This window comes from Streptomyces sp. NPDC017246, from assembly GCF_044331325.1.
Lineage (GTDB): Bacteria > Actinomycetota > Actinomycetes > Streptomycetales > Streptomycetaceae > Streptomyces.
In genome coordinates, this window is sequence record NZ_JBIRMW010000019.1 from 140,567 (window position 1) to 162,459 (window position 21,893).

The 21,893-nt window shown below is 72.2% G+C and carries 26 protein-coding genes; 14 read left to right on the forward strand and 12 right to left on the reverse strand.

The genetic code is table 11. From position 1 onward, the window contains the following. Positions 1-29 precede the first annotated feature (29 nt). Genes ACH4MY_RS33315 through ACH4MY_RS33325 form a run of 3 tightly spaced genes read left to right on the forward strand, consistent with a single transcriptional unit; the run spans position 30 to position 1,005 of the window. Positions 30-509, forward strand: a complete 480-nt coding sequence (locus ACH4MY_RS33315; RefSeq protein WP_398007864.1) for a sigma factor-like helix-turn-helix DNA-binding protein — start codon at positions 30-32, stop codon at positions 507-509. Next, a complete protein-coding gene (locus ACH4MY_RS33320) occupies positions 506-757 on the forward strand; it encodes a hypothetical protein (protein WP_398007865.1) in 252 nt (83 codons plus the stop codon). Before ACH4MY_RS33315 ends, ACH4MY_RS33320 begins: the two co-directional genes overlap by 4 nt. Before the next feature lie 56 nt (positions 758-813). Continuing rightward, positions 814-1,005, forward strand: a complete 192-nt coding sequence (locus ACH4MY_RS33325; RefSeq protein ID WP_398007867.1) for a DUF1059 domain-containing protein — start codon at positions 814-816, stop codon at positions 1,003-1,005. 78 nt (positions 1,006-1,083) lie between these two features. On the opposite strand, the gene ACH4MY_RS33330 is transcribed toward ACH4MY_RS33325, so the two are convergent. After that, positions 1,084-2,238 carry a cystathionine gamma-synthase gene (locus tag ACH4MY_RS33330; protein WP_398007869.1) on the reverse strand — a complete coding sequence of 385 codons (1,155 nt, stop codon included), beginning with the start codon at positions 2,236-2,238 and terminating at the stop codon, positions 1,084-1,086. Between the two features lie 71 nt (positions 2,239-2,309). Here ACH4MY_RS33330 and ACH4MY_RS33335 point away from each other — a divergent pair, with 71 nt between their 5' ends. The 3 genes from ACH4MY_RS33335 (at position 2,310) to ACH4MY_RS33345 (ending at position 4,973) form a co-directional block, all read left to right on the forward strand. Then, the gene (locus ACH4MY_RS33335; protein ID WP_398007871.1) at positions 2,310-3,416 is read left to right on the forward strand and encodes a hypothetical protein; all 1,107 of its coding nucleotides are present in this window, start codon (positions 2,310-2,312) and stop codon (positions 3,414-3,416) included. A gap of 137 nt (positions 3,417-3,553) precedes the next feature. Then, positions 3,554-4,216, forward strand: coding sequence for a peptide-methionine (S)-S-oxide reductase MsrA (gene msrA, locus ACH4MY_RS33340; RefSeq protein ID WP_398007873.1), 663 nt, complete (start codon positions 3,554-3,556; stop codon positions 4,214-4,216). Positions 4,217-4,241: 25 nt separating this feature from the next. Further along, positions 4,242-4,973 (forward strand): hypothetical protein, encoded by a 732-nt coding sequence (locus ACH4MY_RS33345; protein ID WP_398007875.1) that lies wholly within the window; start codon positions 4,242-4,244, stop codon positions 4,971-4,973. Here the strand turns inward: ACH4MY_RS33345 and ACH4MY_RS33350 are convergent. Further along, the gene (locus ACH4MY_RS33350) at positions 4,898-5,272 is read right to left on the reverse strand and encodes a DUF1330 domain-containing protein (RefSeq protein WP_398007877.1); all 375 of its coding nucleotides are present in this window, start codon (positions 5,270-5,272) and stop codon (positions 4,898-4,900) included. The two genes, ACH4MY_RS33345 and ACH4MY_RS33350, sit on opposite strands and share 76 nt — an antisense overlap. 148 nt (positions 5,273-5,420) lie before the next feature. Then, a complete protein-coding gene (locus tag ACH4MY_RS33355; RefSeq protein ID WP_398007878.1) occupies positions 5,421-6,473 on the reverse strand; it encodes an NAD(P)-dependent alcohol dehydrogenase in 1,053 nt (350 codons plus the stop codon). Positions 6,474-6,601: 128 nt separating this feature from the next. Here ACH4MY_RS33355 and ACH4MY_RS33360 point away from each other — a divergent pair, with 128 nt between their 5' ends. Further along, positions 6,602-7,462, forward strand: coding sequence for a helix-turn-helix domain-containing protein (locus ACH4MY_RS33360; protein ID WP_398007880.1), 861 nt, complete (start codon positions 6,602-6,604; stop codon positions 7,460-7,462). A gap of 67 nt (positions 7,463-7,529) precedes the next feature. Here the strand turns inward: ACH4MY_RS33360 and ACH4MY_RS33365 are convergent, their stop codons facing one another. Beyond that, entirely contained in the window at positions 7,530-8,801 is a 1,272-nt protein-coding gene (locus tag ACH4MY_RS33365) for an Ig-like domain-containing protein (protein ID WP_398007881.1), read from the reverse strand. Between the two features lie 206 nt (positions 8,802-9,007). After that, positions 9,008-9,349: a hypothetical protein gene (locus ACH4MY_RS33370; protein ID WP_398007883.1), complete on the reverse strand. Its 342-nt coding sequence runs from the start codon at positions 9,347-9,349 to the stop codon at positions 9,008-9,010. Between the two features lie 111 nt (positions 9,350-9,460). Here ACH4MY_RS33370 and ACH4MY_RS33375 point away from each other — a divergent pair, with 111 nt between their 5' ends. Then, positions 9,461-9,730, forward strand: coding sequence for a hypothetical protein (locus ACH4MY_RS33375; protein ID WP_398007884.1), 270 nt, complete (start codon positions 9,461-9,463; stop codon positions 9,728-9,730). A 98-nt stretch (positions 9,731-9,828) separates the two neighbouring features. Here ACH4MY_RS33375 and hutH read toward each other — a convergent pair whose 3' ends face one another. The 5 genes from hutH to ACH4MY_RS33400 all read right to left on the reverse strand — a co-directional run bounded on the left by hutH (position 9,829) and on the right by ACH4MY_RS33400 (position 15,893). Further along, positions 9,829-11,370, reverse strand: coding sequence for a histidine ammonia-lyase (gene hutH, locus ACH4MY_RS33380; protein ID WP_398007919.1), 1,542 nt, complete (start codon positions 11,368-11,370; stop codon positions 9,829-9,831). 220 nt (positions 11,371-11,590) lie between these two features. Beyond that, the gene (locus tag ACH4MY_RS33385; RefSeq protein WP_398007886.1) at positions 11,591-12,751 is read right to left on the reverse strand and encodes a diguanylate cyclase domain-containing protein; all 1,161 of its coding nucleotides are present in this window, start codon (positions 12,749-12,751) and stop codon (positions 11,591-11,593) included. Positions 12,752-12,885: 134 nt separating this feature from the next. Continuing rightward, positions 12,886-13,674 carry an enoyl-CoA hydratase/isomerase family protein gene (locus ACH4MY_RS33390; RefSeq protein WP_398007888.1) on the reverse strand — a complete coding sequence of 263 codons (789 nt, stop codon included), beginning with the start codon at positions 13,672-13,674 and terminating at the stop codon, positions 12,886-12,888. Between the two features lie 60 nt (positions 13,675-13,734). Next, positions 13,735-14,874 (reverse strand): adenylate/guanylate cyclase domain-containing protein, encoded by a 1,140-nt coding sequence (locus ACH4MY_RS33395; RefSeq protein ID WP_398007890.1) that lies wholly within the window; start codon positions 14,872-14,874, stop codon positions 13,735-13,737. A 167-nt stretch (positions 14,875-15,041) separates the two neighbouring features. Further along, positions 15,042-15,893 carry a biotin--[acetyl-CoA-carboxylase] ligase gene (locus tag ACH4MY_RS33400; protein ID WP_398007892.1) on the reverse strand — a complete coding sequence of 284 codons (852 nt, stop codon included), beginning with the start codon at positions 15,891-15,893 and terminating at the stop codon, positions 15,042-15,044. Positions 15,894-16,027: 134 nt separating this feature from the next. On the opposite strand from ACH4MY_RS33400, the gene ACH4MY_RS33405 reads away from it, so the two are divergent. Both ACH4MY_RS33405 and ACH4MY_RS33410 read left to right on the forward strand, forming a co-directional pair. Beyond that, positions 16,028-17,620 carry an acyl-CoA carboxylase subunit beta gene (locus ACH4MY_RS33405; protein ID WP_398007894.1) on the forward strand — a complete coding sequence of 531 codons (1,593 nt, stop codon included), beginning with the start codon at positions 16,028-16,030 and terminating at the stop codon, positions 17,618-17,620. Between the two features lie 33 nt (positions 17,621-17,653). Then, positions 17,654-17,866 carry an acyl-CoA carboxylase epsilon subunit gene (locus ACH4MY_RS33410; protein WP_398007895.1) on the forward strand — a complete coding sequence of 71 codons (213 nt, stop codon included), beginning with the start codon at positions 17,654-17,656 and terminating at the stop codon, positions 17,864-17,866. A gap of 81 nt (positions 17,867-17,947) precedes the next feature. Here ACH4MY_RS33410 and ACH4MY_RS33415 read toward each other — a convergent pair whose 3' ends face one another. After that, a complete protein-coding gene (locus tag ACH4MY_RS33415; protein ID WP_398007897.1) occupies positions 17,948-19,312 on the reverse strand; it encodes an MFS transporter in 1,365 nt (454 codons plus the stop codon). 37 nt (positions 19,313-19,349) lie between these two features. Between ACH4MY_RS33415 and ACH4MY_RS33420 the strand changes: the two genes are divergently transcribed. From ACH4MY_RS33420 to ACH4MY_RS33430, 3 genes are all read left to right on the forward strand, one after another. Next, positions 19,350-20,051 carry a TetR/AcrR family transcriptional regulator gene (locus ACH4MY_RS33420; RefSeq protein WP_398007899.1) on the forward strand — a complete coding sequence of 234 codons (702 nt, stop codon included), beginning with the start codon at positions 19,350-19,352 and terminating at the stop codon, positions 20,049-20,051. A gap of 71 nt (positions 20,052-20,122) precedes the next feature. Beyond that, positions 20,123-20,251, forward strand: coding sequence for a morphogenic membrane protein MmpB (gene mmpB, locus ACH4MY_RS33425; RefSeq protein WP_266968684.1), 129 nt, complete (start codon positions 20,123-20,125; stop codon positions 20,249-20,251). A 97-nt stretch (positions 20,252-20,348) separates the two neighbouring features. Beyond that, positions 20,349-20,954 carry a nucleoside triphosphate pyrophosphatase gene (locus ACH4MY_RS33430; RefSeq protein ID WP_398007902.1) on the forward strand — a complete coding sequence of 202 codons (606 nt, stop codon included), beginning with the start codon at positions 20,349-20,351 and terminating at the stop codon, positions 20,952-20,954. A gap of 35 nt (positions 20,955-20,989) precedes the next feature. On the opposite strand, the gene ACH4MY_RS33435 is transcribed toward ACH4MY_RS33430, so the two are convergent. Continuing rightward, the gene (locus ACH4MY_RS33435) at positions 20,990-21,445 is read right to left on the reverse strand and encodes a hypothetical protein (RefSeq protein ID WP_398007903.1); all 456 of its coding nucleotides are present in this window, start codon (positions 21,443-21,445) and stop codon (positions 20,990-20,992) included. Between the two features lie 355 nt (positions 21,446-21,800). Here ACH4MY_RS33435 and ACH4MY_RS33440 point away from each other — a divergent pair. Further along, a partial coding sequence (locus tag ACH4MY_RS33440; protein ID WP_351219746.1) for a biotin carboxylase N-terminal domain-containing protein occupies positions 21,801-21,893 on the forward strand: 93 nt, incomplete at its 3' end.

Sequence of the window (21,893 nt, forward strand, 5' to 3'; positions counted from 1 at the left end):
CCGCTCCCGCACTGTCCTCATATGAGGACGTGGCAGAGCAGCGGAGCGGACACGGAGCCGAACGCACCTACCGCACCCGGGAGTTCGACGCGTTCGTGGCCGGGGCGGCGGGGCGGCTGCTGCACACCGCGACCCTGCTCACCGCCGAGACCCGCACCCGCAACCCGCACGCCCAGGCGCTGCTGACCGCCGCCCTCGCCCACACCTACGCGCTCTGGGGCCGGTCGCCCGACGAGGATCCGTACGAGCTCGCCCGGCGCGAGCTCGTCGCCCGTTTCGCGCGCACCGCCTGGCGGCACCACGGCGGCCGGGGCGGGACACTCGCCGCGCTCCACCCGCAGGAACGGCTCGTCCTCGTCCTCCGGCTGTACGAGGGCGTCGCCGAGGAGCAGGCCGCGGCGCTGCTCGGACTGCCCGAGGCGCGCGTCCGCGCCGTCTGCGCCCGCTCGGTCGCCGCGCTCAGGGCCGCCACCCGGAACGACGGCACGGCAGGGGGGCGGGCCGCGTGACCCGGCACGAGGACAAGGAGGCGGCGGTCCGGCGGCTGCTCGACACCCCGCACCCACCGGTCCCCGGCGATCTCGCCGGACAGGCGGCGGAGCGCGGCGCCCGGCTGGCCCGGCGGAACCGGGCGGCGCGACGGGTGGCGTGGGCGCTGTTCGCGCTCGCGGTGCTCGCCTTCGTGCTGTGGGCGTCGGTCGCCCGGCCCTGGGAGCTCCCGGTCGCGGAGACCACGCCGCCGTTCGACGGCCTGTGAGGACGGACCTAGCCTGGAAGGAGGGGCCTGTCCGCGGGCCCTGTCAGGAGGTCGTCATGGCCAGGAAAGCAACGGACTGCCGGGACGCCCCGAGCGTCTCCGGCTGCTCGCTCTACATGTCGGGCGAGGAGGAGGAGCTTGTCAAGGCGGCCGCCGCGCACGCGGTCTCCGTCCACGAGCACACGGACACTCCCGAGTTGCGCGAGGAGATCCGGTCCTCCATGAAGGAGCCGTTGCCCGGCACCTGAGGGCACGGAGGCCGGGCGCCCCGTCGGGGCGCCCGGCGGGCCGTGGCGTTTGCCGGGCCGTCTCTTCCCGGGACTGGCCTAGCCCAGCGCCTGGCGCAGGTCCGCGAGCAGGTCGTCGACGTTCTCGATGCCCACCGAGAGGCGGACGAGGTCGGCGGGGACCTCCAGGGCGGAGCCCGCGACGCTCGCGTGGGTCATCCGGCCCGGGTGCTCGATGAGGGACTCGACGCCGCCCAGCGACTCGCCGAGGGTGAAGAGCTGCGCGCGGTTGCAGACCTCGACGGCCGCCTCCTCGCCGCCCTGCACGCGGAAGGAGATCATGCCGCCGAAGGAGCGCATCTGCTTGGCCGCGATCTCGTGCCCCGGGTGCTCCGGGAGGCCCGGGTAGAGGACCTGGGTGACCTTCGGATGCTGGGTCAGCATCTCGACGATCTTCTCCGCGTTCTCGCTGTGCCGGTCCATGCGGACCGCGAGGGTCTTGATGCCGCGGAGCACGATCCACGAGTCGAAGGGACCGGCGACCGCGCCCATGGCGTTCTGGTGGTAGGCGAGCTCCTCGCCGAGCGCCTCGTCGGCCGTCACCAGGGCGCCGCCGACGACGTCGGAGTGGCCGCCCATGTACTTGGTGAGCGAGTGCACGACGACGTCCGCGCCCAGCGCCAGCGGCTGCTGGAGGTAGGGCGAGGCGAAGGTGTTGTCGACGACGAGCCTGACGCCGGCGTGACGGGCGACCCCCGCGATCGCCTCGATGTCGGTGATGCCGAGGAGCGGGTTCGACGGGGTCTCGACCCAGATCAGCTTCGTGCGGTCGTTGACGGCCGCCCGCACCGCGGCGATGTCGGAGGTGTTCGCCACCGAGAAGTCCACGCCCCAGCGCTGCACGACCTTCGCGAAGAGCCGGAAGGTGCCGCCGTAGGCGTCGTTCGGGATGACCACGTGGTCGCCCGGCGACAGCAGGGTGCGCAGCAGGCAGTCCTCGGCGGCCAGGCCGGAGGCGAAGGCCAGACCGCGCCGGCCGCCCTCCAGCGCCGCCAGGTTCTCCTCGAGCGCCGTTCGGGTGGGGTTGGCGCTGCGGCTGTACTCGTAACCGCCGCGCAGCCCGCCCACGCCGTCCTGCTTGTAGGTGGACACCTGGTAGATGGGCGGGACGACCGCGCCGGTCAGCGGGTCGGCGGTGTTGCCCGCGTGGATCGCGCGGGTCTCGAAGCTCTGATGGGAGTGCTGGTCGCTCATGGTCAGGAGCGTAGTCCCGCGCACCCCCCGGCGCCTCGATCGTCTCACGCGCCGTCCTGGACAATGGACACATGGAGATTCTCTGGTTCCTCATCGCGCTGGGGCTGCTGTTCGGCGTCCTCGGCCCCTACCTGCTGCGCCGCCGTGGTGGCGGGATCCGTCAGGTCGCGCCGGGCGCACCGGACGCGGCGGATCCGGAGGCGTACGGATTCGCCCGGCAGGAGGACCAGGACGTACGGCTCCCGGGTGCGGACGACGAGCTCCTCCACGTCCTCGACGTCGTCCAGGCCACCCAGGACTGGCGGGCGGCCTCCCGGCTGCTCGCCGCCACCGACACGGAGGGCGAGGTGCGCTGGCAGCGCGTCCAGGCCTTCGCGGGCGCCGCGTCACTGGAACTCCAGCAGCGGCCGGGCGTGGGCGGCGCGTGGCTGCGGACCTGGCGTGCGGAGGCCCCGAAGGACGCGGGCGGCGCGGCCGTGCACGCCGAGTTCCTGGTGCAGCAGGCCTGGCGCTCCTCGGCGGCGGGGACCGACGACTTCCGGATCATCCTGGAGGAGGGGCGCAAGGTCACCGAGGAGGCGGCGCTGCTCGCTCCGGGCGACCCGGTCCCGTACATCACGCAGCTGGCCGTGGCGCGCGGTCTCGGCTACAGCCACGAGGAGTTCGACCAGGTGTGGGCGCGGGTCATCGACCGGGCGCCGCAGCACATGGGCGCCCATCTGGCGGCCCTGCACTACTGGTGCGAGAAGTGGCACGGCTCGCGCGAGGAGGCCGACCACTTCGCGACGACGGCCGCGGCGCGCGCCCCGCGGGGTTCGCTGCTCGCGGCGCTGCCGCTGTTCGCGGTGTACGAGCACGTGCCGGACGTGGTGCTGGTGCAGGACTTCTTCCGTACGGCGGTGGTGTCCAAGGCGATGGACGGCGCGCTGTACGCGGTGCACTCGGCCCGCGCCGACGACCCGATGCTGGCGCACGTCCGGCATCTGCTCGTCTGGTTCCTGGTGCGGGGCGAGCGCTGGGCGGAGGCCATGCACCAGCTGGTGAAGGTGGACGGGCACGTGGGCGCGGTGCCGTGGACGCTGAGCGGTGACCCGGCGGCGGAGTTCACGGTCTTCCGGAACCTGGCGGTGGCGGGGTACGAGGCGAACGGCGGCAACCCGGCGACGCTGCCGCACTGACGGTCCGGCGCGCGGCTCCCCGGCGGGAGACCGCTCCGGCGCACGGCTTCCCCGGCGGGCGGGGAGGGACCCCTCGGGGAATCCCTCCCCGCCCGCCGGCGTTGTGACCACTGCCGACCGTCGAGGAGAGATGCAGCATGTTCCTGTCCCGCACCCCCGTCCTCCCCACCCCCGAGCAGGCCCTGCGCGGCCGCCCCGAGCCGGAGTTCACCGTGCCCGGGCGCCACACCGTGCTCGGCAACCCGCTCCTCGGCCCGTACCCGGAGGGCCTGGAGGTCGCCGACTTCGCCCTCGGCTGTTTCTGGGGCGCCGAGCGCAAGTTCTGGCAGACCGACGGTGTCTGGACCACCCTCGTCGGTTACCAGGGCGGCTACACGCCGAACCCGGCGTACGAGGAGGTCTGCTCGGGCCTGACCGGGCACACCGAGGTCGTCCGGGTCGTCTTCGACCCGTCGAAGGTCTCGTACGAGAGCCTCCTGAAGCTGTTCTGGGAGTCGCACGACCCGACCCAGGGCTTCCGCCAGGGCAACGACGTGGGCACCCAGTACCGCTCCGCGGTCTACACCCACACCCCCGCCCAGGCGGCGACCGCCGACTCGTCCCGCGAGGCCTACCAGAAGGTCCTGACGGGCTCCGGCTACGGCACGATCAGCACGGAGATCCTCCCGGCGGAGGGCCGCGCCTTCTACCCGGCCGAGGGGTACCACCAGCAGTACCTGGACAAGAACCCGGCGGGCTACTGCGGCATCGGCGGTACGGGCGTCTCCTGCCCGATCGGTGTCGCGAGGGCCGAGGGCTGACGATCCGGGAGCCGGGCCTCGCCGGGTGAGTTTCGGAACCCACGCGCGGCGGGTGCGCGACGAAGAGGCGTCGCCCGCCCGTCGCTACCGGGCGCTGCGGTGTGCCGTCTCGGAGTACTGCCCGCTCGGCTTCCACGCGACCTGGGCCTACACCGCCGCGACGGCCGTGCCCGCGCCGGACCTCCGGCGGGACACGGCCGCGCTGCTGCGCGCGCTCGACGTGCTGGAGGCGAGCCGTGCGGTCCGGGTCGCGGAGCGGGCGTCGTTCGCGGCGCGCCGCCGCGCGGAGAAGGCGGCCGGTCTGCGAACTCCCCGGGGCGCGCCCGTCACACCGGTGTGGCGGCCCCACTGGCCCGCCCCCACCGGGACGGCGCCCTCCCGGCTGGGGCTCGTCGCCGCGGTGGCGGACCGCCACCGGGCCTTCCGGCGGCTCCCGCCGCCCGACGACGGCCTCGTGACCGACGGCCTCGTGACCGACGGCCGGGCGGCGCGGCTCACGGAGTTGCACGGCCGTCTGGACGCCTGCGGGGCGGTGTATCTCACCGCCCTCGGGCTGCCGGACGACAGGACACGCGAGGAGCTCGCCGACACCGTCTCCGGCATCCGGGGCGAGGTCCGTCCGGGCCACGCCGCGCTGAACCACCGCCTCTTCCAGTGGCTGGGCTTCGCGGACCTCCTCGGCTACGCCGCGGCGGTTCCGCCCGCGCGGCCGCGTGAGCCGGCGCGCATGGCCGCGGCCGTCGCCGCCGGGTCGTAGCCGGGGGCGACGCCCTCGACCAGGAGGACGTCGCCGGCCATGTGGCGGGTGCGGAACGGGATCAGGGCCTGGTAGGCGGCGGAGTCGTACCAGGCGCGGGCGTTCTCGTACGACGGGAAGCCGATGATCACGACGGCGCCCGGCCAGTCGCCCTCGGGGACCTCTCGGGTGGTGGCCCCGTGGACGAGGAAGTGGCCGCCGAAGGGGTCCAGGGTGCCCTGGATGCGCTCCATGTAGGTGAAGACCTCCTCGTCGAGGACGGGCTTCGGGTGCAGGTTTCCGATGGCGTATGCGGTCATGGGTCAAGACTGCCGGGCATGCCCCGCGGGGTCGATTACCTCGCGGGTCATGCCCGGCGGTCACCCTTCGAAGGTCGCGCTTCGGCGGTCCGGCGCCGGGTGCCCGGTGCGGGTGGGCCCGGTGCAGGGTGGCCCGTGCCGGGCGTCGTCAGATCGTCGACGCGTCGATCACGAAGCGGTAGCGGACGTCGCTCGTGATGACCCGCTCGTAGGCCGCGTTGATCCCCTCCGCGTCGATCACCTCGATCTCCGCGCCCAGGCCGTGGGCCGCGCAGAAGTCGAGCATCTCCTGGGTCTCGGCGATGCCGCCGATCATGGAGCCCGCGAGGGTCTTGCGGCCGCCGATCAGGGAGAAGAGACCGAGGGAGACGGGCTCCTCGGGGGCACCGACGTTGACCAGGGCGCCGTCCGTCTTGACCAGGCTCAGGTACGCGTTGAAGTCGAGGGGTGCCGAGACCGTGGAGATCACCAGGTCGAAGGTGCCGGCGAGCTCGGTGAAGGTCTCCGGGTCGCTGGTGGCGTGGAAGTGGTCGGCGCCGAGCTTCAGGCCGTCCTCCTGCTTGCGCAGCGACTGGCTGAGGACGGTCACCTCGGCGCCCATCGCGTGGGCGATCTTGACGCCCATGTGGCCGAGGCCGCCGAGGCCGACGATCGCGACCTTCTTGCCGGGGCCGGCCTGCCAGTGGGCGAGCGGGGAGTAGAGGGTGATGCCGGCGCAGAGCAGCGGCGCGGCCTCGTCGAGGCCGATGCCCTCGGGGATGCGGAGGGTGTAGTTCTCGTCGACGACGATGTGGCTGGAGTAGCCGCCGTAGGTGGGCCGGCCGTCCTTGTCGAGGGCGTTGTACGTGCCGGTCATGCCCTTCGTGCAGTACTGCTCCAGGCCCTGCACGCAGTACTCGCACTCCCGGCAGGAGTCGACGAAGCAGCCGACGCCGACCCGGTCGCCGACCTGGAACCTGGTCACCCCGGGGCCGACCTCCGCGACGATTCCGGCGATCTCGTGGCCCGGGACCATCGGGAAGATGCCCTCGCCCCAGCCGTCGCGCGCCTGGTGGATGTCGGAGTGGCAGATGCCGGCGTACTTGATGTCGATGAGGACGTCGTGTTCGCCGACGGGCCGGCGCGGGACGGTGGTGCGCTCCAGCGGGGCGTTGGCGGCGGGTGCGGCGTAGGCGGGGACGGTGGTGACGTTCGTGGTCATGGCTCCAGCCTGCGGGAAGGCGGCGGCCCTACCCAGCCACCTGTTCTGCGTACGTCCGGCGTGCCTACCACTGGCAGGGACAGGAACATCCGTCCGCCGGGGCGTACGGCCTGGGATAATCGGGACGCATGGACCTCAGTGCCGAACTCAGTGAATTCCTGCGCTCGCGCCGGGCCCGGCTGAAGCCGGAGGACGTGGGCCTGCCGGAGTTCGGCCGGCATCGCCGGGTGCCGGGACTGCGCCGTGAGGAGCTCGCGCAGCTGGCGGGGGTGTCCGTCGCCTACTACACGCGCCTCGAACAGGGCAACGGCCGCAATGTGTCCATGGAGGTCCTGGACTCGATCGCGCGGGCGCTGCGGCTGAGCGACACCGAGCGGGCGCATCTGACACATCTGGCGAAGCCGACGGCGAAGAAGAAGCAGCACCGGGCGGCGATCGCCCGGCCCCAGCTGGTGCGACCGGGTCTGCAGCACCTCCTGGACGCGATGGACGGCGTCCCGGCCTTCCTCCTCGGCCGCCGGGGCGACGTCCTCGCGTGGAACCGGCTGGCGCGGGCCCTGATGGGCGACTTCGCGGCGATGGAGCCGGAGGAGCGCAACATGGCCCGGATGGTCTTCCTCGGGGACAACGCGCGCGATCTCTATCTGGACTGGGAGTGCAAGGCGACCGAGGTGGTGAGCGTGCTGCGGCTGTACGCGGGCTGCTACCCGGACGATCCGGCGCTGCTCGCGCTGGTGGGCGAGCTGTCGGTGAAGAGCGAGGAGTTCCGCTCACTGTGGGCGGCGCACACCGTCGCGGACAAGGGGCACGGGACGAAGCGGCTGCGGCATCCGCTGGTCGGCGAGATGACGCTGGCGTACGAGAGCATGCGGGTGGCGGGCGGGGATCCCGATCTGATGCTCGTGACGTACCAGGCGGAGCCGGGGACGGCGTCGGCGGACGCGCTGCGGCTGCTCGCCCAGTGGGGCGTGGAGGAAGTCGTACGGTGACGCGGAACGGCGGCCCCCTCCGTCATGGAGGGGGCCGCCGTTCTCGTGCGTGCGTGCGTGCCGGTCGTCAGACCGCCGAGCCGGCCTTCCAGTCGGCCCAGCTGAGGTTCCAGCCGTTGAGGCCGTTGTCGGGGGCGATCGTCTTGTCCTTGGAGTTCTTGACGATCACGACGTCACCGACGATCGAGTGGTCGAAGAGCCAGGCGGCCTGCTGGTTCGGGTCGCCGGCGCCCTTGACGTCGTTCAGGCCGACGCAGCCGTGGCTGGTGTTGGCCGAGCCGAAGATCGAGTCCGGGCCCCAGTAGTTGCCGTGGATGAACGTGCCCGACGTGGACAGGCGCATGGCGTGCGGCACGTCCTTGATGTCGTACTCGCCCTTGCCGTCGTCGTCCGTGAAGCCGACGGTCGCGCCGTTCATCCGGGTCTCCTTGAACTTCTCGGAGATCACCATCTGACCGTTGTAGGTCGGGTTCTCCGGGGAGCCGGCGGAGACCGGGATGGTCTTGACCGTCTTGCCGTCCTGGGTGACCGTCATGGTCCTGGTGGCGACGTCGACGGTGGAGACCTGGTTGCGGCCGATCTTGAAGGTGACGGTCTTCTGCTGGACGCCGAAGACACCGTCGGCGCCCTCGACACCGTCGAGGTCGAGCTTCAGGGTGACGGTCGAGCCCTCGGTCCAGTAGTCGTCGGGACGGAAGTCGAGGCGCTGGGAGTTGAACCAGTGCCCGACGACCTCCTGGCCGCTGCTGGAGGTGACCGTGACGCCGCCCTGGACGGCCTTCTTGTCGGTGATCGCCTTGTTGAAGTTGATCGAGACCGGCATGCCGACGCCGACGGTCGAGCCGTCCTCGGGCGTGAAGTTGCCGATGAAGCTGTTGGCCTTGGAGACGGTGGTGAACGAGGAGTTCTCGTGGGCCTCCAGGCCGCCCGCGTCCGTCGCCGTGGCGGCGATCTTGTAGACCGTGGCGCGCTTGAGCTGGCCGGTCGGCTTCCAGCTGAGGCCGTCAGCGGCTATCTCGCCCTTGATCTCGTCGCCCTCGGCGGAGGTCATGACGACCTCGGTGAGCTTGCCCTCGGCGACGGTGACCTTGGCGTCGTTGTTGATGGAGGCGTTCTGCACGCCGTTCTTCGGCGAGATGGTGATCTGCGCCTTGGAGGTCTTCTGCGCGGCCGCCTCGTCGACCTGGGCCTGTGACTGAGGCGTCGCGGAACCGGAGGCGCTGCCGCCCTTGTCTCCGTCGCTGCACGCCGAGAGCACCAGCACGCCGCCGAGCACGGCGGCCGCTGCGGCCAGGCTCCTGCGGCGGCGCTTGCCGTCCGTCATCACACGCTTCTCCATCGTCGCCGATTCCCTGCCAACTTCTTGTTATGAACGCCCATGACACCCCGTCCGGTTCCGGGAGCGGAGAGTTTGTGGGCAATACCACTGATCGACACGCTCGCGCGGTCCGTCCGGTTCCCGGGTTCCCGGCCCATCCCGCCGCCGGTCGCGCGAAAAGCCCCGGGACGCCGTCCCGGGGCCTGTGAACAGGGCGGATACCGGCCTTACGACCGGTCGTCGTCGTCTTCCTCCGCCCCATCCTCCTCGCTCAGGTCCCACTCCAGCGCATCGGGGTCGTACTCGATCTCCTCGCTGCTCCAGGAGGCCTGGACCATCTCGATCCCGGGGACGTCGCGAATCAGGTCGAAGGGCTCGACGAGGTACGCGAGGGCCTCGGCGCTGTCCTCGCGCACGGCGGCGCGGGCGGGCACCCGCTCCTCCTCGGGCATGAACTCGTCGGCGTCGATCCGGGCCTCGGCGGCCTCGGTCAGCTCGGCCGGTCCGTCGATCTCCAGGACCACATCGACGCGAAGACGCACATAGCGTGCGGTGTCAGAAGTACTCATGGGTCGGAGCGTAGGCGTCGGCGGGCCCTCGGCTTTCCCACGACCCGCTGTGTTCATTAGCATCGGCGCACCGACCAATTCGCGGTTTCCGCAAGGGGGATCGAAATTTCCGTGTCCGCAGCCCGACGCCCACTGCTGACCGCGACCGCCGCGGGGACGCTGCTGTGCGCCCTGTGGTTCGTACCGTCCGCCAACGCCACCGACGAGGGGGGCGGGGTACGCATCGGGGTGACCCAGGAGGGTCCCGCCGCAGGTGACGGCCCCCTGGCGGAGACCGGGGGCCTCGGCACGACCCCGTATCTGCTCGGCGGGACGGGGTTCCTGGGGGTCGGGGCGGGTTTCGTGGCTCTCGCGATGCGACGGCGCGGCCGGGCCTCCTGAGTCCCGGAGCCATGCCGGGCCCGCCTGCCCCCCGTACGACATGACACAAGGCCCGCCCCCGGATTCCCGGGGCGGGCCCTCGTGTCGTGCGTCCGTGCCTACGCCAGCGGGCCGGTGACCGGCTCCACCGCGGCGAGCAGCGCACCCTCGCGGACGAAGGTGTCGGCGGCGGCCAGGTCGGGGGCGAGGAAGCGGTCCGGGCCGGGGCCCTGGACGCCGGCCGCGCGCAGGGCGGCGATGGCGGCCTGCGAGGCGGGGGCCGGGGTGAGGCCCTCGCGGAGCTCGATGCCGCGGGTGGCGGCGTACAGCTCGACCGCGATGATCCGGTTGAGGTTGCCGATCGCGGTGCGCAGCTTCCGGGCGGCGGACCAGCCCATGGAGACGTGGTCCTCCTGCATCGCGGAGGACGGGATGGAGTCGGCGGAGGCCGGGACGGCGAGCCGCTTCATCTCGCTGACCAGGGCGGCCTGCGTGTACTGGGCGATCATCAGGCCCGAGTCGACGCCGGCGTCCTCGGCGAGGAAGGGCGGCAGGCCGTGCGAGCGGTTCTTGTCGAGGAGCCGGTCGGTGCGGCGCTCGGCGATGGAGCCGAGGTCGGCGGCGGCGATCGCGAGGAAGTCGAGGACGTACGCGACGGGGGCGCCGTGGAAGTTGCCGTTGGAGGCGACCCGGCCGTCGGACAGGACGACGGGGTTGTCGACGGCGGCGGCGAGCTCGCGCTCTGCCACGAGCCGGGCGTGGGCCATGGTGTCGCGGCCGGCGCCGGCGACCTGCGGGGCGCAGCGCACCGAGTAGGCGTCCTGGACGCGGGGGGCCTCGCCGGCGAGGGCGTGGCCGGTGAGGCCGGAGCCCTTGAGCACGGCGAGCATGTTGGCGGCGGAGGCGGCCTGGCCGGGGTGCGGGCGGATGGCGTGCAGCTCGGGTTCGAGGACCTTCTCGGTGCCGAGGAGGGCTTCGAGGGAGAGCGCGGCGGTGATGTCGGCCGACTTGTAGAGGGTGTCGAGGTCGGCGAGGGCCATGATCAGCATGCCGAGCATGCCGTCGGTGCCGTTGAGGAGGGCGAGGCCCTCCTTCTCCTTGAGCTCGACGGGGGCGATGCCGTGGGCGGCGAGCAGCTCGCCGGCGGGCCGGAGCTCACCGTCGGGGCCCTCGGCGTCGCCCTCGCCCATGAGCGCGAGGGCGCAGTGGGAGAGCGGGGCGAGGTCGCCGGAGCAGCCGAGGGAGCCGTACTCGTGGACGACGGGGGTGATGCCGGCGTTGAGGACGTCGGCCATGGTCTGCGCGACCTCGGGGCGGACGCCGGTATGGCCGGAGGCGACGGTCTTGAGCCGCAGGAACATCAGGGCGCGGACGACCTCGCGCTCGACGCGCGGGCCCATGCCGGCGGCGTGCGAGCGGACGATGTTGCGCTGGAGCTGGGCACGGAGCTCGGGGCCGATGTGCCGGGTGGCGAGCGCGCCGAAGCCGGTGGAGACGCCGTAGACGGGCTCGGGCTTGGCGGCGAGCGCGTCGACGATGCTCCGGGCGGCGGCAAGGGCCTCCACGGCCTCGGGCGACAGCTCGACGCGGGCGCCGTGGCGGGCGACGTCGATGACGTCCTGCGGGGTCGTGCCGGACGTGCCGAGGACGACTGTCTGCATATCCATATTCAGCACCCTACGGATTGAAGACCGACATGTCACTAGGTGATTTTGTCACTGGTCGGACACCCGTCGGACCCTTACCCGTTCCCGTGGGCGCTCCCCCGGCCGTACGCCCATGATCACCGCGCGATCGCCGCATGATCGCGGACGGGGGCGCCGGCCCAGCGGACGGCCGGACGCCCGCCGGGGACGGGAGGCCGCCGAGGACGGGAGGCCGTCACGGATCGGAGGCCGGCTCCACCGGCGGCGGGTCCACCGGCGGCTCCACCGGCGGCGCGTCCCTGAAGCGGCGGCGGTCGCGGGCCCCCGGCGGGGCGTCCGCGAGCCGGACGACCGTGCCGTCACGGCCCGCCACCACCGGCTTCGACGAGCGGGCCGCCTTGGCCTGGTACTGGGCCGCGTCCGCGAGGCGGAAGAGACGGCGGGCGGACCTGAGCGGGCCGATGGGATCGCCGGTGGACGCGACCCCGCAGGCCACGCCCTCGCCGAGCTCCAGCTCCGCCGCCCGTCCGCAGAGCTCCTCGGCGACCGCGACCACCTCGTCCGCCGTCGGGCCGACGGCCAGGAGGCAGAACTCGTCGCCGCCGAGGCGGGCCGCGAGGGCGCCGGGGAGCCGGGCTCCGCAGCGGGAGAGGACGGAGCCGAAGCGTTCGAGGAGCCGGTCGCCGACCGCGTGGCCGTGGGTGTCGTTGACCCGCTTGAGGCCGTTGAGGTCGCAGACCACCAGGCTGACGACGGAGCCGTCGACGCGGTAGCGCTCGATGGCCTCGTCGAGCCGGGTGTCGACGGCCCGCCGGTTGGCGAGGCCGGTCAGCGGGTCGGTGAAGGCGAGTTTGCGGACCTCCTCCAGGCGTTCGGCCTGGGCGATACCGGCCGCGACGACCGCGGCGAGCACGGTCGCGAAGTCGGCGTCCGCGCGGGTGAAAGGTTTCGCCTGAGGCGGGCGGGCCACATACAGCTCGCCCCACGCGCGCCCGTGCAGCACGATCGGGGCCACCACACAGCACCCCCGCCCCCGGCGGCGCAGACCCGCGACCCGGCCCGTCCGCACCGGGCCCTCGGCGGTCTCCACCCAGGCGTCCGGCTCGCCGCCGCCCGCCCACCGCTCGTGGAGGAACTCGGTGATCTCGGGGAACTGGTGCACCGGATACGTCTCCGAGTCCGGGAACTCCTCCTCGCCGACGGCCCGCTCCCCCGCGTTCACGAGGACCTTGAGGCGGCCGTGGTCCCGCTGCCAGACCGACAGGGCGGCGAAGGTCCCGTCGAGCCCCTCACAGGCCCCCAGCGCCGCCGCCCGCCAGAACTCACGCGGGGTGTGCGCCGCGGCCATCCCCTGCGCCAGCGCCACTACGGCCCGCAGCCGTCCGTCCTCACCCATTCCTCCAGCTTAGGGACGTTTGATCCGTTTTCCCTTCCGAGACGTCACCGTAAGTGACATGTGGTGCGAAACCGCAGAAGTCACTCGGCGCAGAAGCCGCTCACCGGGAGGGAGAAGGCACCCGCCGGGAGAAGTCACTCACCGGGCCAGTTCGGCTTCCGCTTCTCGTTGAACGCCGCGACACCCTCCGCGCGGTCCCCCGAGAAGGCCACCGAACGCCAGGCCGCGTCCTCGACCTCCAGGCCCGCCCGCAGATCGAGACCCTGGCCGAGCCGCATCGCCTTCTTCGCCGCGCGCAGCCCGACCGGCGAGTTGACCGCGATCCGCCCGGCCAGCTCCAGGGCCGCCGTCCGCGCGTCCTCCTCCAGGAGGTCGACGAGACCGAGCTCACGGGCCTCCTCCGCCGCCACCCGGCGGGCCGTGAAGACCAGCTCGGCGGCGCGCGCCGCACCCACCCGGCGCGGGAGCAGCTGCGTACCGCCGCCGCCGGGGATGACGCCCACGGAGACCTCGGGGAGGCCGACCACGGCGGTCGCGTCGGCCACGATCACGTCGCAGGCGAGCGCCAGCTCGAAGCCTCCGCCGAGGGCGAAGCCGTGCACGGCGGCGACGGTCGGCATCGGCAGCTCCAGGACGCCGGTGTAGGCGGCGCGGGCGGTCGGCCGCTGGCGGACCAGCTCGGCGTCGGTGAAGGAGTTGCGCTCCTTGAGGTCGGCGCCGACGCAGAAGGCCCGGTCGTTCGAGGAGGTGAGGACGGTGACGCGGACGGAGGCGTCGGCGGCGAGCGCGTCGCAGGCGGCGCCGAGGGAGCGGGCCATCTCGGAGGAGACGGCGTTCATCGCCTTGGGCCGGTCGAGGACCAGCTCGGCGACGTGCCCGTCCCGCCGGATCACGACGAACTCACCAAAACGCTGCTCGGTCATGCCGCACACCCTCCCGATCAAGGTCTGTTAACGGCTGTTAACAGACGTTCACCGGAGATCCTAGGTGGGACGGCGGGTCAGGAGCCAGGGTTCGACGACGCCGAGGCCGCGGACCGGACGCTGCCACATCGGCTGGAGCGCGAAGCGGTACGTGGCGGACCGCCGGCCCTCCTTCTCGGCACGGGCCGCCTCCTCGGCGGCCTCCGTCTCCGAGACGGGCGCCTCGCCCGTCCTGGACAGCTCCTCCGCGAGCGCGCCGTCGACGAGGACGGCGTCCTTCGGCGCTATCGAGGTCAGCCGGCTGGCCAGGTTCACGGTGGTACCGAAGACATCGCCCATCCGGGTCGTCACGGTGCCGAAGGCGATGCCGACGCGCAGCGCGGGCATCGTGTCGTCGTGGCTGAGGGTCTCGATCAGGCGCAGGGCGATCTCGGCTGCCGTACCCGCGTCGTCGGCGGCGTACAGCACCTCGTCGCCGAGGGTCTTGATGAGCCGGCCGCCGTGCGCGGCGACCAGGTCGGCGCAGGTCGTCTCGAAGGCCTCGACCAGCTCGCCGAGCTCCTCCTCCTCCAGGCGGCGGGTGAGCCGGGTGAAGCCGACGAGGTCGGCGAAGCCGACGGCGAGCCGACGGTCGACCATCTCCTCGTCGTCGGCGGCCTGGACGACACGGCCGGTGGCGGCGGCGAGCTGCCGGCGCCACACGTAGATCAGGAACTCCTCCAGCTCGGGCAGGAGCAGCTCGACCAGCGGGTACGTGACCTCGGTGCGGGTCATGCCGGGCTCCGGAGGCTCGGTGAGGCCCTCCAGGAAGGAGTCGATCTGCCACTCGGCGAGCCGGGCGGTGGTCTGTCCGGTGGAGCGGGCGACCTGCACGGCCATCGGCTCGCTGAGCAGTCCGGCCTCGACGAGACCGGCGAGCCGGCGCAGGGCGAGGACGTCGGCCTCGGTGAGCGCCTTGGCCTGGCCGATGTCGGCGAAGCCCATGGCGCGCCAGAAGCGGGAGGCCAGTTCCATGGAGACGCCGGCGGTGCGGGCGGCCTGGAACGGGGTGTAGCGGCGGTCCGCGCCGAGGATGAGCTGTTCGAGGCGGATGGCGAGGGGGTCGTCACTCGGCTCGGCCGTGTGGTCGACCTCGTGGTGGGGAGTCGGGTACGTGGGAGGCTCGGGCGCGCCGCCCTCGTTCTCGTCGTCGACGGTCACCGGCCGCCTCCTGCCCGTTCCCTGCCCACTTGCCCTGCCGATCTGTCGCCTGGGATCGCTCCACGATACGACAGGTGTGGAATGGCTCACGCCTGAACGGCGAGCCATTCCGTCCCTTGGCGGAGTCCGGGCCGTCCCGGAACCGCGCCCCTCGCCCTCCGCGGCCGTCAGGAGGGTGTCCGCAGGTGGACGATGTCTCCCGCGCCCACCGCCTCCGTGCCGCCGCCCTCCGTGGCCACCACCAGGCGGCCGTCGCCGTCCAGGGCGACCGCCTCGCCCTCCAGCATCCGCTCGCCGGGCAGCTCGGCGCGGACCCGGCGTCCGAGGGTCGCGCAGCCGGCCGTGTACGCCTCCTGGAGCCCGGAGGCCGCGGGGTCGCCGTCGGCCCCGACCCAGTCGCCGTACCACTGGGCGAGGGAGCGCAGGACGGCCCTCAGGAGGGTGTCGCGGTCGGTGGAGACCGCGCCGGCGAGGAGGAGGGAGCCCGCCGCCGGGACGGGGAGTTCGTCCTCGCGGAGGGTGGCGTTGATGCCGAGGCCGACGACGATGCCGTCCGCGCCGGCCCGCTCGGCGAGGATGCCGCCGGTCTTGCGTTCCTCGCCCCCGACGGAAACCAGCAGGTCGTTGGGCCACTTGAGGGACATGTCGACCCCGGCGGCCTTCGCGAGGCCGGTCGCGGCGGCCACTCCGGTGAGCAGCGGGAGCCAGCCCCAGCGGTGGACCGGCACCTCCGGCTTGAGGAGGACGGAGAGGAAGAGTCCGGAGCGGGCGGGAGCCGTCCACTCGCGGTCGAGGCGGCCGCGGCCCGAGGTCTGCTCCTCGGCGACGAGTACGGCGCCTTCGGGCAGCTCGTCGGCGCGGGCGGCCAGGTCGCTGTTGGTGGATCCGGTGGAGGTGACCACGTCGAGCGAGGTCCACAGGCCGTCGGGGAGGACGAGGGCGCGGCGCAGTGCGGGCGCGTTCAGCGGGGGCCGGTCGAGGTCGGACCAGGGTCCGCCGAAGCCTTGGGAGGACGTCATGCAAGCCAGACTAGGTGTGGCAAAGACCGCAGTGCCGAACCGTATCGGCGTCGATACGCTACGGCTCAGTAGCTGAGCAGTAGCCCATTCGTAGTCAACGAACCCCCCGTGACCAGGCAGGGAGCCGCATCCCGATGTCCGAGCCGGCAGAGCAGTACGAGATCGACATTCACACGACCGCAGGCAAGATCGCGGACCTCAAGCGCCGTATCGACGAGGCCACCCATGCCGGCTCGGAGCGTGCGGTGGAGAAGCAGCACGCGAAGGGCAAGCTGACCGCGCGGGAACGGATCGCCCTGCTGCTCGACGAAGGGTCGTTCGTCGAGCTGGACGAACTGGCCAGGCACCGTTCGACCAACTTCGGGCTGGAGAGGAACCGCCCGTACGGAGACGGTGTCGTCACCGGCTACGGCACGGTCGACGGGCGCCCGGTCGCCGTCTTCTCGCAGGACTTCACGGTCTTCGGCGGTGCGCTCGGCGAGACGTACGGCCAGAAGATCATCAAGGTGATGGACTTCGCCCTGAAGACGGGCTGCCCGGTCGTCGGCATCAACGACTCCGGCGGCGCCCGCATCCAGGAGGGTGTGAGCGCGCTCGGCATGTACGGCGAGATCTTCCGCCGCAACACCCACGCCTCCGGTGTGATCCCGCAGATCTCGCTGGTCGTCGGCCCGTGCGCGGGCGGCGCGGTCTACTCCCCCGCGATCACCGACTTCACGGTGATGGTGGACCAGACCTCGCACATGTTCATCACGGGTCCCGACGTCATCAAGACGGTGACCGGCGAGGACGTGGGCTTCGAGGAGCTGGGCGGTGCCCGGACGCACAACGCGACCTCGGGCGTGGCGCACCACATGGCGGGTGACGAGAAGGACGCCATCGAGTACGTGAAGTCCCTCCTGTCCTACCTTCCGTCCAACAACCTCTCGGAGGCGCCGGCCTTCCCGGATGTCGCGGAGACCGAGGTGACGGACGAGGACCGCGAGCTGGACACGCTGATCCCGGACTCGGCGAACCAGCCGTACGACATGCACAAGGTCATCGAGCACGTCCTCGACGACGGCGAGTTCCTGGAGACGCAGTCGCTGTTCGCGCCGAACATCCTGACCGGCTTCGGCCGTGTCGAGGGCTTCCCGGTGGGTGTCGTCGCCAACCAGCCGATGCAGTTCGCGGGCTGCCTGGACATCGACGCGAGCGAGAAGGCCGCGCGGTTCGTCCGCACCTGCGACGCCTTCAACATCCCGGTCCTCACCTTCGTCGACGTGCCGGGCTTCCTGCCGGGCGTGGACCAGGAGTACGGCGGCATCATCCGGCGCGGCGCGAAGCTGATCTACGCGTACGCGGAGGCCACGGTCCCGCTGATCACGGTCATCACGCGGAAGGCCTTCGGCGGCGCGTACGACGTCATGGGCTCCAAGCACCTGGGCGCGGACCTGAACCTGGCGTGGCCGACGGCGCAGATCGCGGTCATGGGCGCGCAAGGCGCGGTCAACATCCTGCACCGCAGGACGATCGCCGCGGCCGAGGATCAGGACGCGGAGCGGGCGCGGCTGATGCGGGAGTACGAGGACGCCCTGCTCAACCCGTACACGGCGGCCGAGCGCGGTTACATCGACGGTGTGATCATGCCGTCGGACACCCGCCCGCAGATCGTGAAGGGCCTGCGTCAGCTGCGTACGAAGCGGGAATCCCTGCCTCCGAAGAAGCACGGCAACATCCCGCTCTAGGCCTCCCCTGACCTGACCCTTCAAGGAGTCGACATGATCAAGGTCGTACGAGGAAACCCGACCCCGGAGGAGTTGGCCGCCGCACTGGCGGTGGTTCAGGCCCGGGCCGCGGCGACGGCGGCGGCGTCCGCCGAGAGCGGCGGCCCGGCGGCGCCGGAGGGCTGGTCGGACCCCTCCCGGATCGCGCGCACGGTACGGAACCGTCCGGGCCCGCGGGCCTGGGCCAGGTCGTACTGGCCGGTGTGACCGCGAGCTGTCGCGGAGAAAGGCCGGGCCCCTGTGCGGGGTCCGGCCTTTCGCGTACTCCGTCACCGGTCGGGGCACCCGTCACGTACGGCGCAGGAAGACGCCGGCCAGGACGGCTCCGACCACGACGATCGCCGCGTTCACCAGGACCGCGATGCCGATGCCGTCGAGGAGGACGGGCGAGGCGACGACGACGGCGCTCATGATCGGGGTGCCCATGGTGATGCCGATCTGCTGGGTCATGGTCGCGAGCCCGGTCGCCGTGCCCTGCTCGTGGTCGGGGATCCCCGAGGTGGCGGTGACCATGAAGCCGACGATGGCGAGCATGTTGCCGACGCCGCCGGCGAAGGTCGCGGCGAGCAGCAGCCAGAGGCTGCCGCGGTCGTCGCCGAGGCCGTAGAGGGCGAGGGTCGCCGCGGCCTGGAGGAGACCGCCGGCGACCAGGGCGGTACGGGCGCCGAAGCGGCCGATGAAGCGGGAGGCGAACACCCCGCCGATGACCGTGCCCGCGCCGAGGACGCCGAAGGAGAGGCCGGCGGCGAGCGGGGAGAAGCCCAGGACGTCCTGGAGGTACAGGGTCATCAGGAAGACCAGTGAGGTCTCGGTGACGAAGGCGACGAGCCCGGCGAGGTTGCCCCAGACGACGGTGCGGCGCGTGAGGATCCGTACGGGCACCAGGGGTGAGGCCGCCCGGCGCTCCACGAACCAGAAGGCGACGAGCAGGGCGACGCCGACGACGAGGGCGAGCGGCTCGGTCGTCAGTCCGTAGACCAGGGCGAGGAGTCCGCCGGTGACGGTGATCGCGCCGGGCACGTCGAGCCGGGGGCGGACGGCGGGGCGGCTCTCCGCGAGGACGGCGGGGGCGACGAGCAGGACGGCGAGGGCCACCGGCACGTTGACGAGGAAGGCCCAGCGCCAGGAGAGCAGGTCGGTGAGGACGCCGCCGAGGATCGCGCCGGTGGTGAAGCCCGCGGACATGAGGGCGCCGTTGAGGCCGAGCGCGCGGGCGCGCAGCGGGCCCTCGGGGAAGGAGGAGGTGAGCAGGGAGAGCCCGGCGGGGGTGACGGCGGCGGTGGCGAGGCCCTGGGCGACGCGGGCGGCCATCAGCATCTCGGGGCCGGTGGCGAGGCCGCCGACGAGGGAGGAGATCCCGAGGACCGCCATGCCGCCGAGGAAGAGGCGGCGGCGTCCGACGAGGTCGGCGACGCGCCCGAAGAACAGGGTGAAGCCGGCGGCGGCGAGGGCGAAGGCGGTGGCGATCCACTGGAGTCCGCCGAGGGTGAAGCCGAGTCCCTGGCCGATGACCGGCAGGGCGACGTTCAGGATCGAGAAGTCCACGGCCAGCATGAACTGGGCGAGGAGGAGGACGACGAGGACCAGTCTCATCCGACCGGTCATGCGGAGGTCCGCGTGTTCCACGGGCTTGGGGTGATCCAGGGCAACCATGCGTACGACCCCTTAATGGGAGACTGGTTCCGTTAAGATGTCCCGTACCGTAGCAGAGTCGATGGCGTTAATGGAACAGGAGACCCATTTGACCGAGAGCCAGCCGGCCTCGCCCGGCACCCTGCGCCCCGGCGGGCGAACCGCAAAGGTCCGCAGGGCCGTCCTCGACGCCGCCCAGGACGCCCTCGCCGACACCGGCTTCCACGCCCTCAACATGGACCGGATCGCCGCGAGCGCGGGCGTCGGCAAGACCACCGTCTACCGCCGCTGGGGCTCACCCGTCGGCCTGGTCACCGACCTCCTGCACGACATGGCCGAACAGTCCCTGCCCGCCTCCGACACCGGCAGCCTCGCGGGCGACCTGCGGGCCAACGCCGAACTCGTCCGGGCCACCCTCACCGACCCCCGGATGGGAGCCGTCTTCCGCGCGGTCATCGCCGCGGCCGCCTGTGACGAGGAGTGCGCCCGCGCACTCGCCGACTTCTACCGGACCCGGCTCGGCGAATGGGCCCCCGTCGTCGCCAAGGGCGCGGCCCGCGGCGAGATCCCGGCCGAGACGGACCCGACCGAACTGCTGCGCGCCGTCTCCGCGCCGCTGTACTACCGCTTCACCGTCACCCGCGAGGAGGTCACGGCGGACGTGGCGGAACGGGCGGTCACGGCGGCGCTCGCGGCGGCGCGGGACGGAGTGTTCACCCTCGCCCGGCCGGCGGCCGCACCCCCGTCCGTCCGCGAATAGTCCTTCGGCACCGGGGCGCCTGAGTATCCGTACTCAGGCGCCCCGCCCGTCCCGACCGCAGGATCAGAGGCATGCTGTGGTCCGACCCGAAGAATCAGCCGCCGAAGTTCATGCGCGACATGCAGGCGAAGCTCCGTCGCGCGGGCGTCCTGCTGGCGCTGGCGATGGTGGTGGCGATGTTCGTGGTCAGCGCGCGCTAGGAGGTGTCCCGCCGATCGGGCCGGACACTCCCTGGACACCCGCGCGCGGGGCCGGGTCTCGACGGGAACGCGGCCCGTCACTGACTACGCTGCCTCCATGACTGCTGACCCGCGCCGTGTCGTGCTCGCCTCCGCCTCCCCCGCCCGCCTCAACCTGCTCCGCCAGGCCGGGCTCGCCCCCGAGGTGATCGTGAGCGGGATCGACGAGGACAAGACGCACGCCCCGACCCCGGCCGAGCTCGCGCTCGCCCTGGCGGAGGCGAAGGCCGCCCATGTGGCCGCCCGGCCCGAGGCGTTCGGCGCCCTGGTCATCGGCTGCGACTCGGTCCTGGAGCTCGACAAGCAGGCCCTCGGCAAGCCGGCCGACGCCGAGGAGGCCACCGCCCGCTGGAAGGCGATGCGCGGCCGCGTCGGCATCCTCCAGACCGGTCACTGCGTGTACGACACGGCCGCCAAGCGCTTCGAGTCGGCGACGGCCTCCACCGTGGTCCGGTTCGGCGAGCCGACGGACGAGGAGATCGCGGCGTACGTGGCGAGCGGCGAACCGCTGCACGTGGCGGGCGCGTTCACCCTGGACGGGCGCTCGGCGCCGTTCATCGACGGCATCGACGGGGACCCGGGCAATGTGATCGGCCTGTCGCTGCCGCTGCTGCGCACGCTCCTCGGGAAGCTGGGCGTGCGGATCACCGACCTCTGGGTCTGAGGCGGCGGGACCACTGACCTCCGGGGCGGTGGGAGTTACGCGGCCGCCGGCGCCTCCTCGCGGGCTCCGGCGCCGTTCTCGCTCCCCTTGCCGTACGCCACCAGGGTGAGCACGATCAGGCCGAGTACGAGCATCATGAACGCGAAGGCGCTCCAGCCGATCAGGCCGACGGTGACCGCTCCGAGGACGCCGTGCACGACCGCGCAGCCGATGAGCAGGCCCCGCCCGGCGCGCCCGGGCCGGCGGTCGCGGATGCCCGCGACGAGGGCGACGAGGGCGCAGAGGGCGAGCGCGGCACCGGAGGCGATGCCGAGCACCCAGGTGCCGGTGTACATCGCGTCGGGGTCCATCCCGTCGAGGGACATGGCCTGTGCTTTGACGAACCGTGCCATCACGGCGTTGATCGCGACGATCCCGGGCGCTTCGAGGAGCAGCACCGCCGCCGTCACGAGAGCTATCGGTCTGCGGGCCACCTCGGCCACCCCCTGCATTCGCCTGTTACCGACAGTACGATCGACAGCGCGAAGGCTACTGGCCGGTAAACCCCTGGACAAGAGTGCGCGCACGACCGGCGACGGCGGACGGCAGCGCAAAGAATCGTTGGGCCATTCGTAGGGACTCGACAAAGAAACCCGAATGGCGACTGGCCGCATGAACAGAGACCTGCGCCACACCTCGGAGCTACTGTGCCGTAAAGGAACCCTGCGTACCGTGGTGCGACAAGGGAATTCACGACCCGAGCAGGCCCGGGGTCACGCTCCGTGTGGGCAAGCTCACCACTGGGGACGGGTCGAAAGGCCGTGTCGGCAGTCCCTAAACTCAGCTTGTTTCAAGGAGGGAGCCATCGTGCGCAAGGTGCTCATCGCCAACCGTGGCGAAATCGCTGTCCGTGTGGCCCGGGCGTGCCGGGACGCGGGTATCGGCAGCGTGGCCGTGTAC

Bases quoted from the DNA above. Each gene is read 5' to 3' on its own strand.
- ACH4MY_RS33385 (WP_398007886.1), bottom strand. From the start codon at position 12,751: ATGGGTGAGGACGGACGGCTGCGGGCCGTAGTGGCGCTGGCGCAGGGG.
- msrA (WP_398007873.1), top strand. From the start codon at position 3,554: ATGTTCCTGTCCCGCACCCCCGTCCTCCCCACCCCCGAGCAGGCCCTG.
- ACH4MY_RS33415 (WP_398007897.1), bottom strand. From the start codon at position 19,312: ATGGTTGCCCTGGATCACCCCAAGCCCGTGGAACACGCGGACCTCCGC.
- ACH4MY_RS33350 (WP_398007877.1), bottom strand. From the start codon at position 5,272: ATGACCGCATACGCCATCGGAAACCTGCACCCGAAGCCCGTCCTCGAC.
- ACH4MY_RS33330 (WP_398007869.1), bottom strand. From the start codon at position 2,238: ATGAGCGACCAGCACTCCCATCAGAGCTTCGAGACCCGCGCGATCCAC.
- ACH4MY_RS33370 (WP_398007883.1), bottom strand. From the start codon at position 9,349: ATGAGTACTTCTGACACCGCACGCTATGTGCGTCTTCGCGTCGATGTG.
- ACH4MY_RS33400 (WP_398007892.1), bottom strand. From the start codon at position 15,893: ATGACGTCCTCCCAAGGCTTCGGCGGACCCTGGTCCGACCTCGACCGG.
- ACH4MY_RS33325 (WP_398007867.1), top strand. From the start codon at position 814: ATGGCCAGGAAAGCAACGGACTGCCGGGACGCCCCGAGCGTCTCCGGC.
- hutH (WP_398007919.1), bottom strand. From the start codon at position 11,370: ATGCAGACAGTCGTCCTCGGCACGTCCGGCACGACCCCGCAGGACGTC.
- ACH4MY_RS33420 (WP_398007899.1), top strand. From the start codon at position 19,350: ATGTCCCGTACCGTAGCAGAGTCGATGGCGTTAATGGAACAGGAGACC.
- ACH4MY_RS33430 (WP_398007902.1), top strand. From the start codon at position 20,349: ATGACTGCTGACCCGCGCCGTGTCGTGCTCGCCTCCGCCTCCCCCGCC.
- ACH4MY_RS33355 (WP_398007878.1), bottom strand. From the start codon at position 6,473: ATGACCACGAACGTCACCACCGTCCCCGCCTACGCCGCACCCGCCGCC.
- mmpB (WP_266968684.1), top strand. From the start codon at position 20,123: ATGCTGTGGTCCGACCCGAAGAATCAGCCGCCGAAGTTCATGCGCGAC.
- ACH4MY_RS33405 (WP_398007894.1), top strand. From the start codon at position 16,028: ATGTCCGAGCCGGCAGAGCAGTACGAGATCGACATTCACACGACCGCA.
- ACH4MY_RS33390 (WP_398007888.1), bottom strand. From the start codon at position 13,674: ATGACCGAGCAGCGTTTTGGTGAGTTCGTCGTGATCCGGCGGGACGGG.
- ACH4MY_RS33435 (WP_398007903.1), bottom strand. From the start codon at position 21,445: ATGCAGGGGGTGGCCGAGGTGGCCCGCAGACCGATAGCTCTCGTGACG.
- ACH4MY_RS33335 (WP_398007871.1), top strand. From the start codon at position 2,310: ATGGAGATTCTCTGGTTCCTCATCGCGCTGGGGCTGCTGTTCGGCGTC.
- ACH4MY_RS33360 (WP_398007880.1), top strand. From the start codon at position 6,602: ATGGACCTCAGTGCCGAACTCAGTGAATTCCTGCGCTCGCGCCGGGCC.
- ACH4MY_RS33365 (WP_398007881.1), bottom strand. From the start codon at position 8,801: ATGGAGAAGCGTGTGATGACGGACGGCAAGCGCCGCCGCAGGAGCCTG.
- ACH4MY_RS33410 (WP_398007895.1), top strand. From the start codon at position 17,654: ATGATCAAGGTCGTACGAGGAAACCCGACCCCGGAGGAGTTGGCCGCC.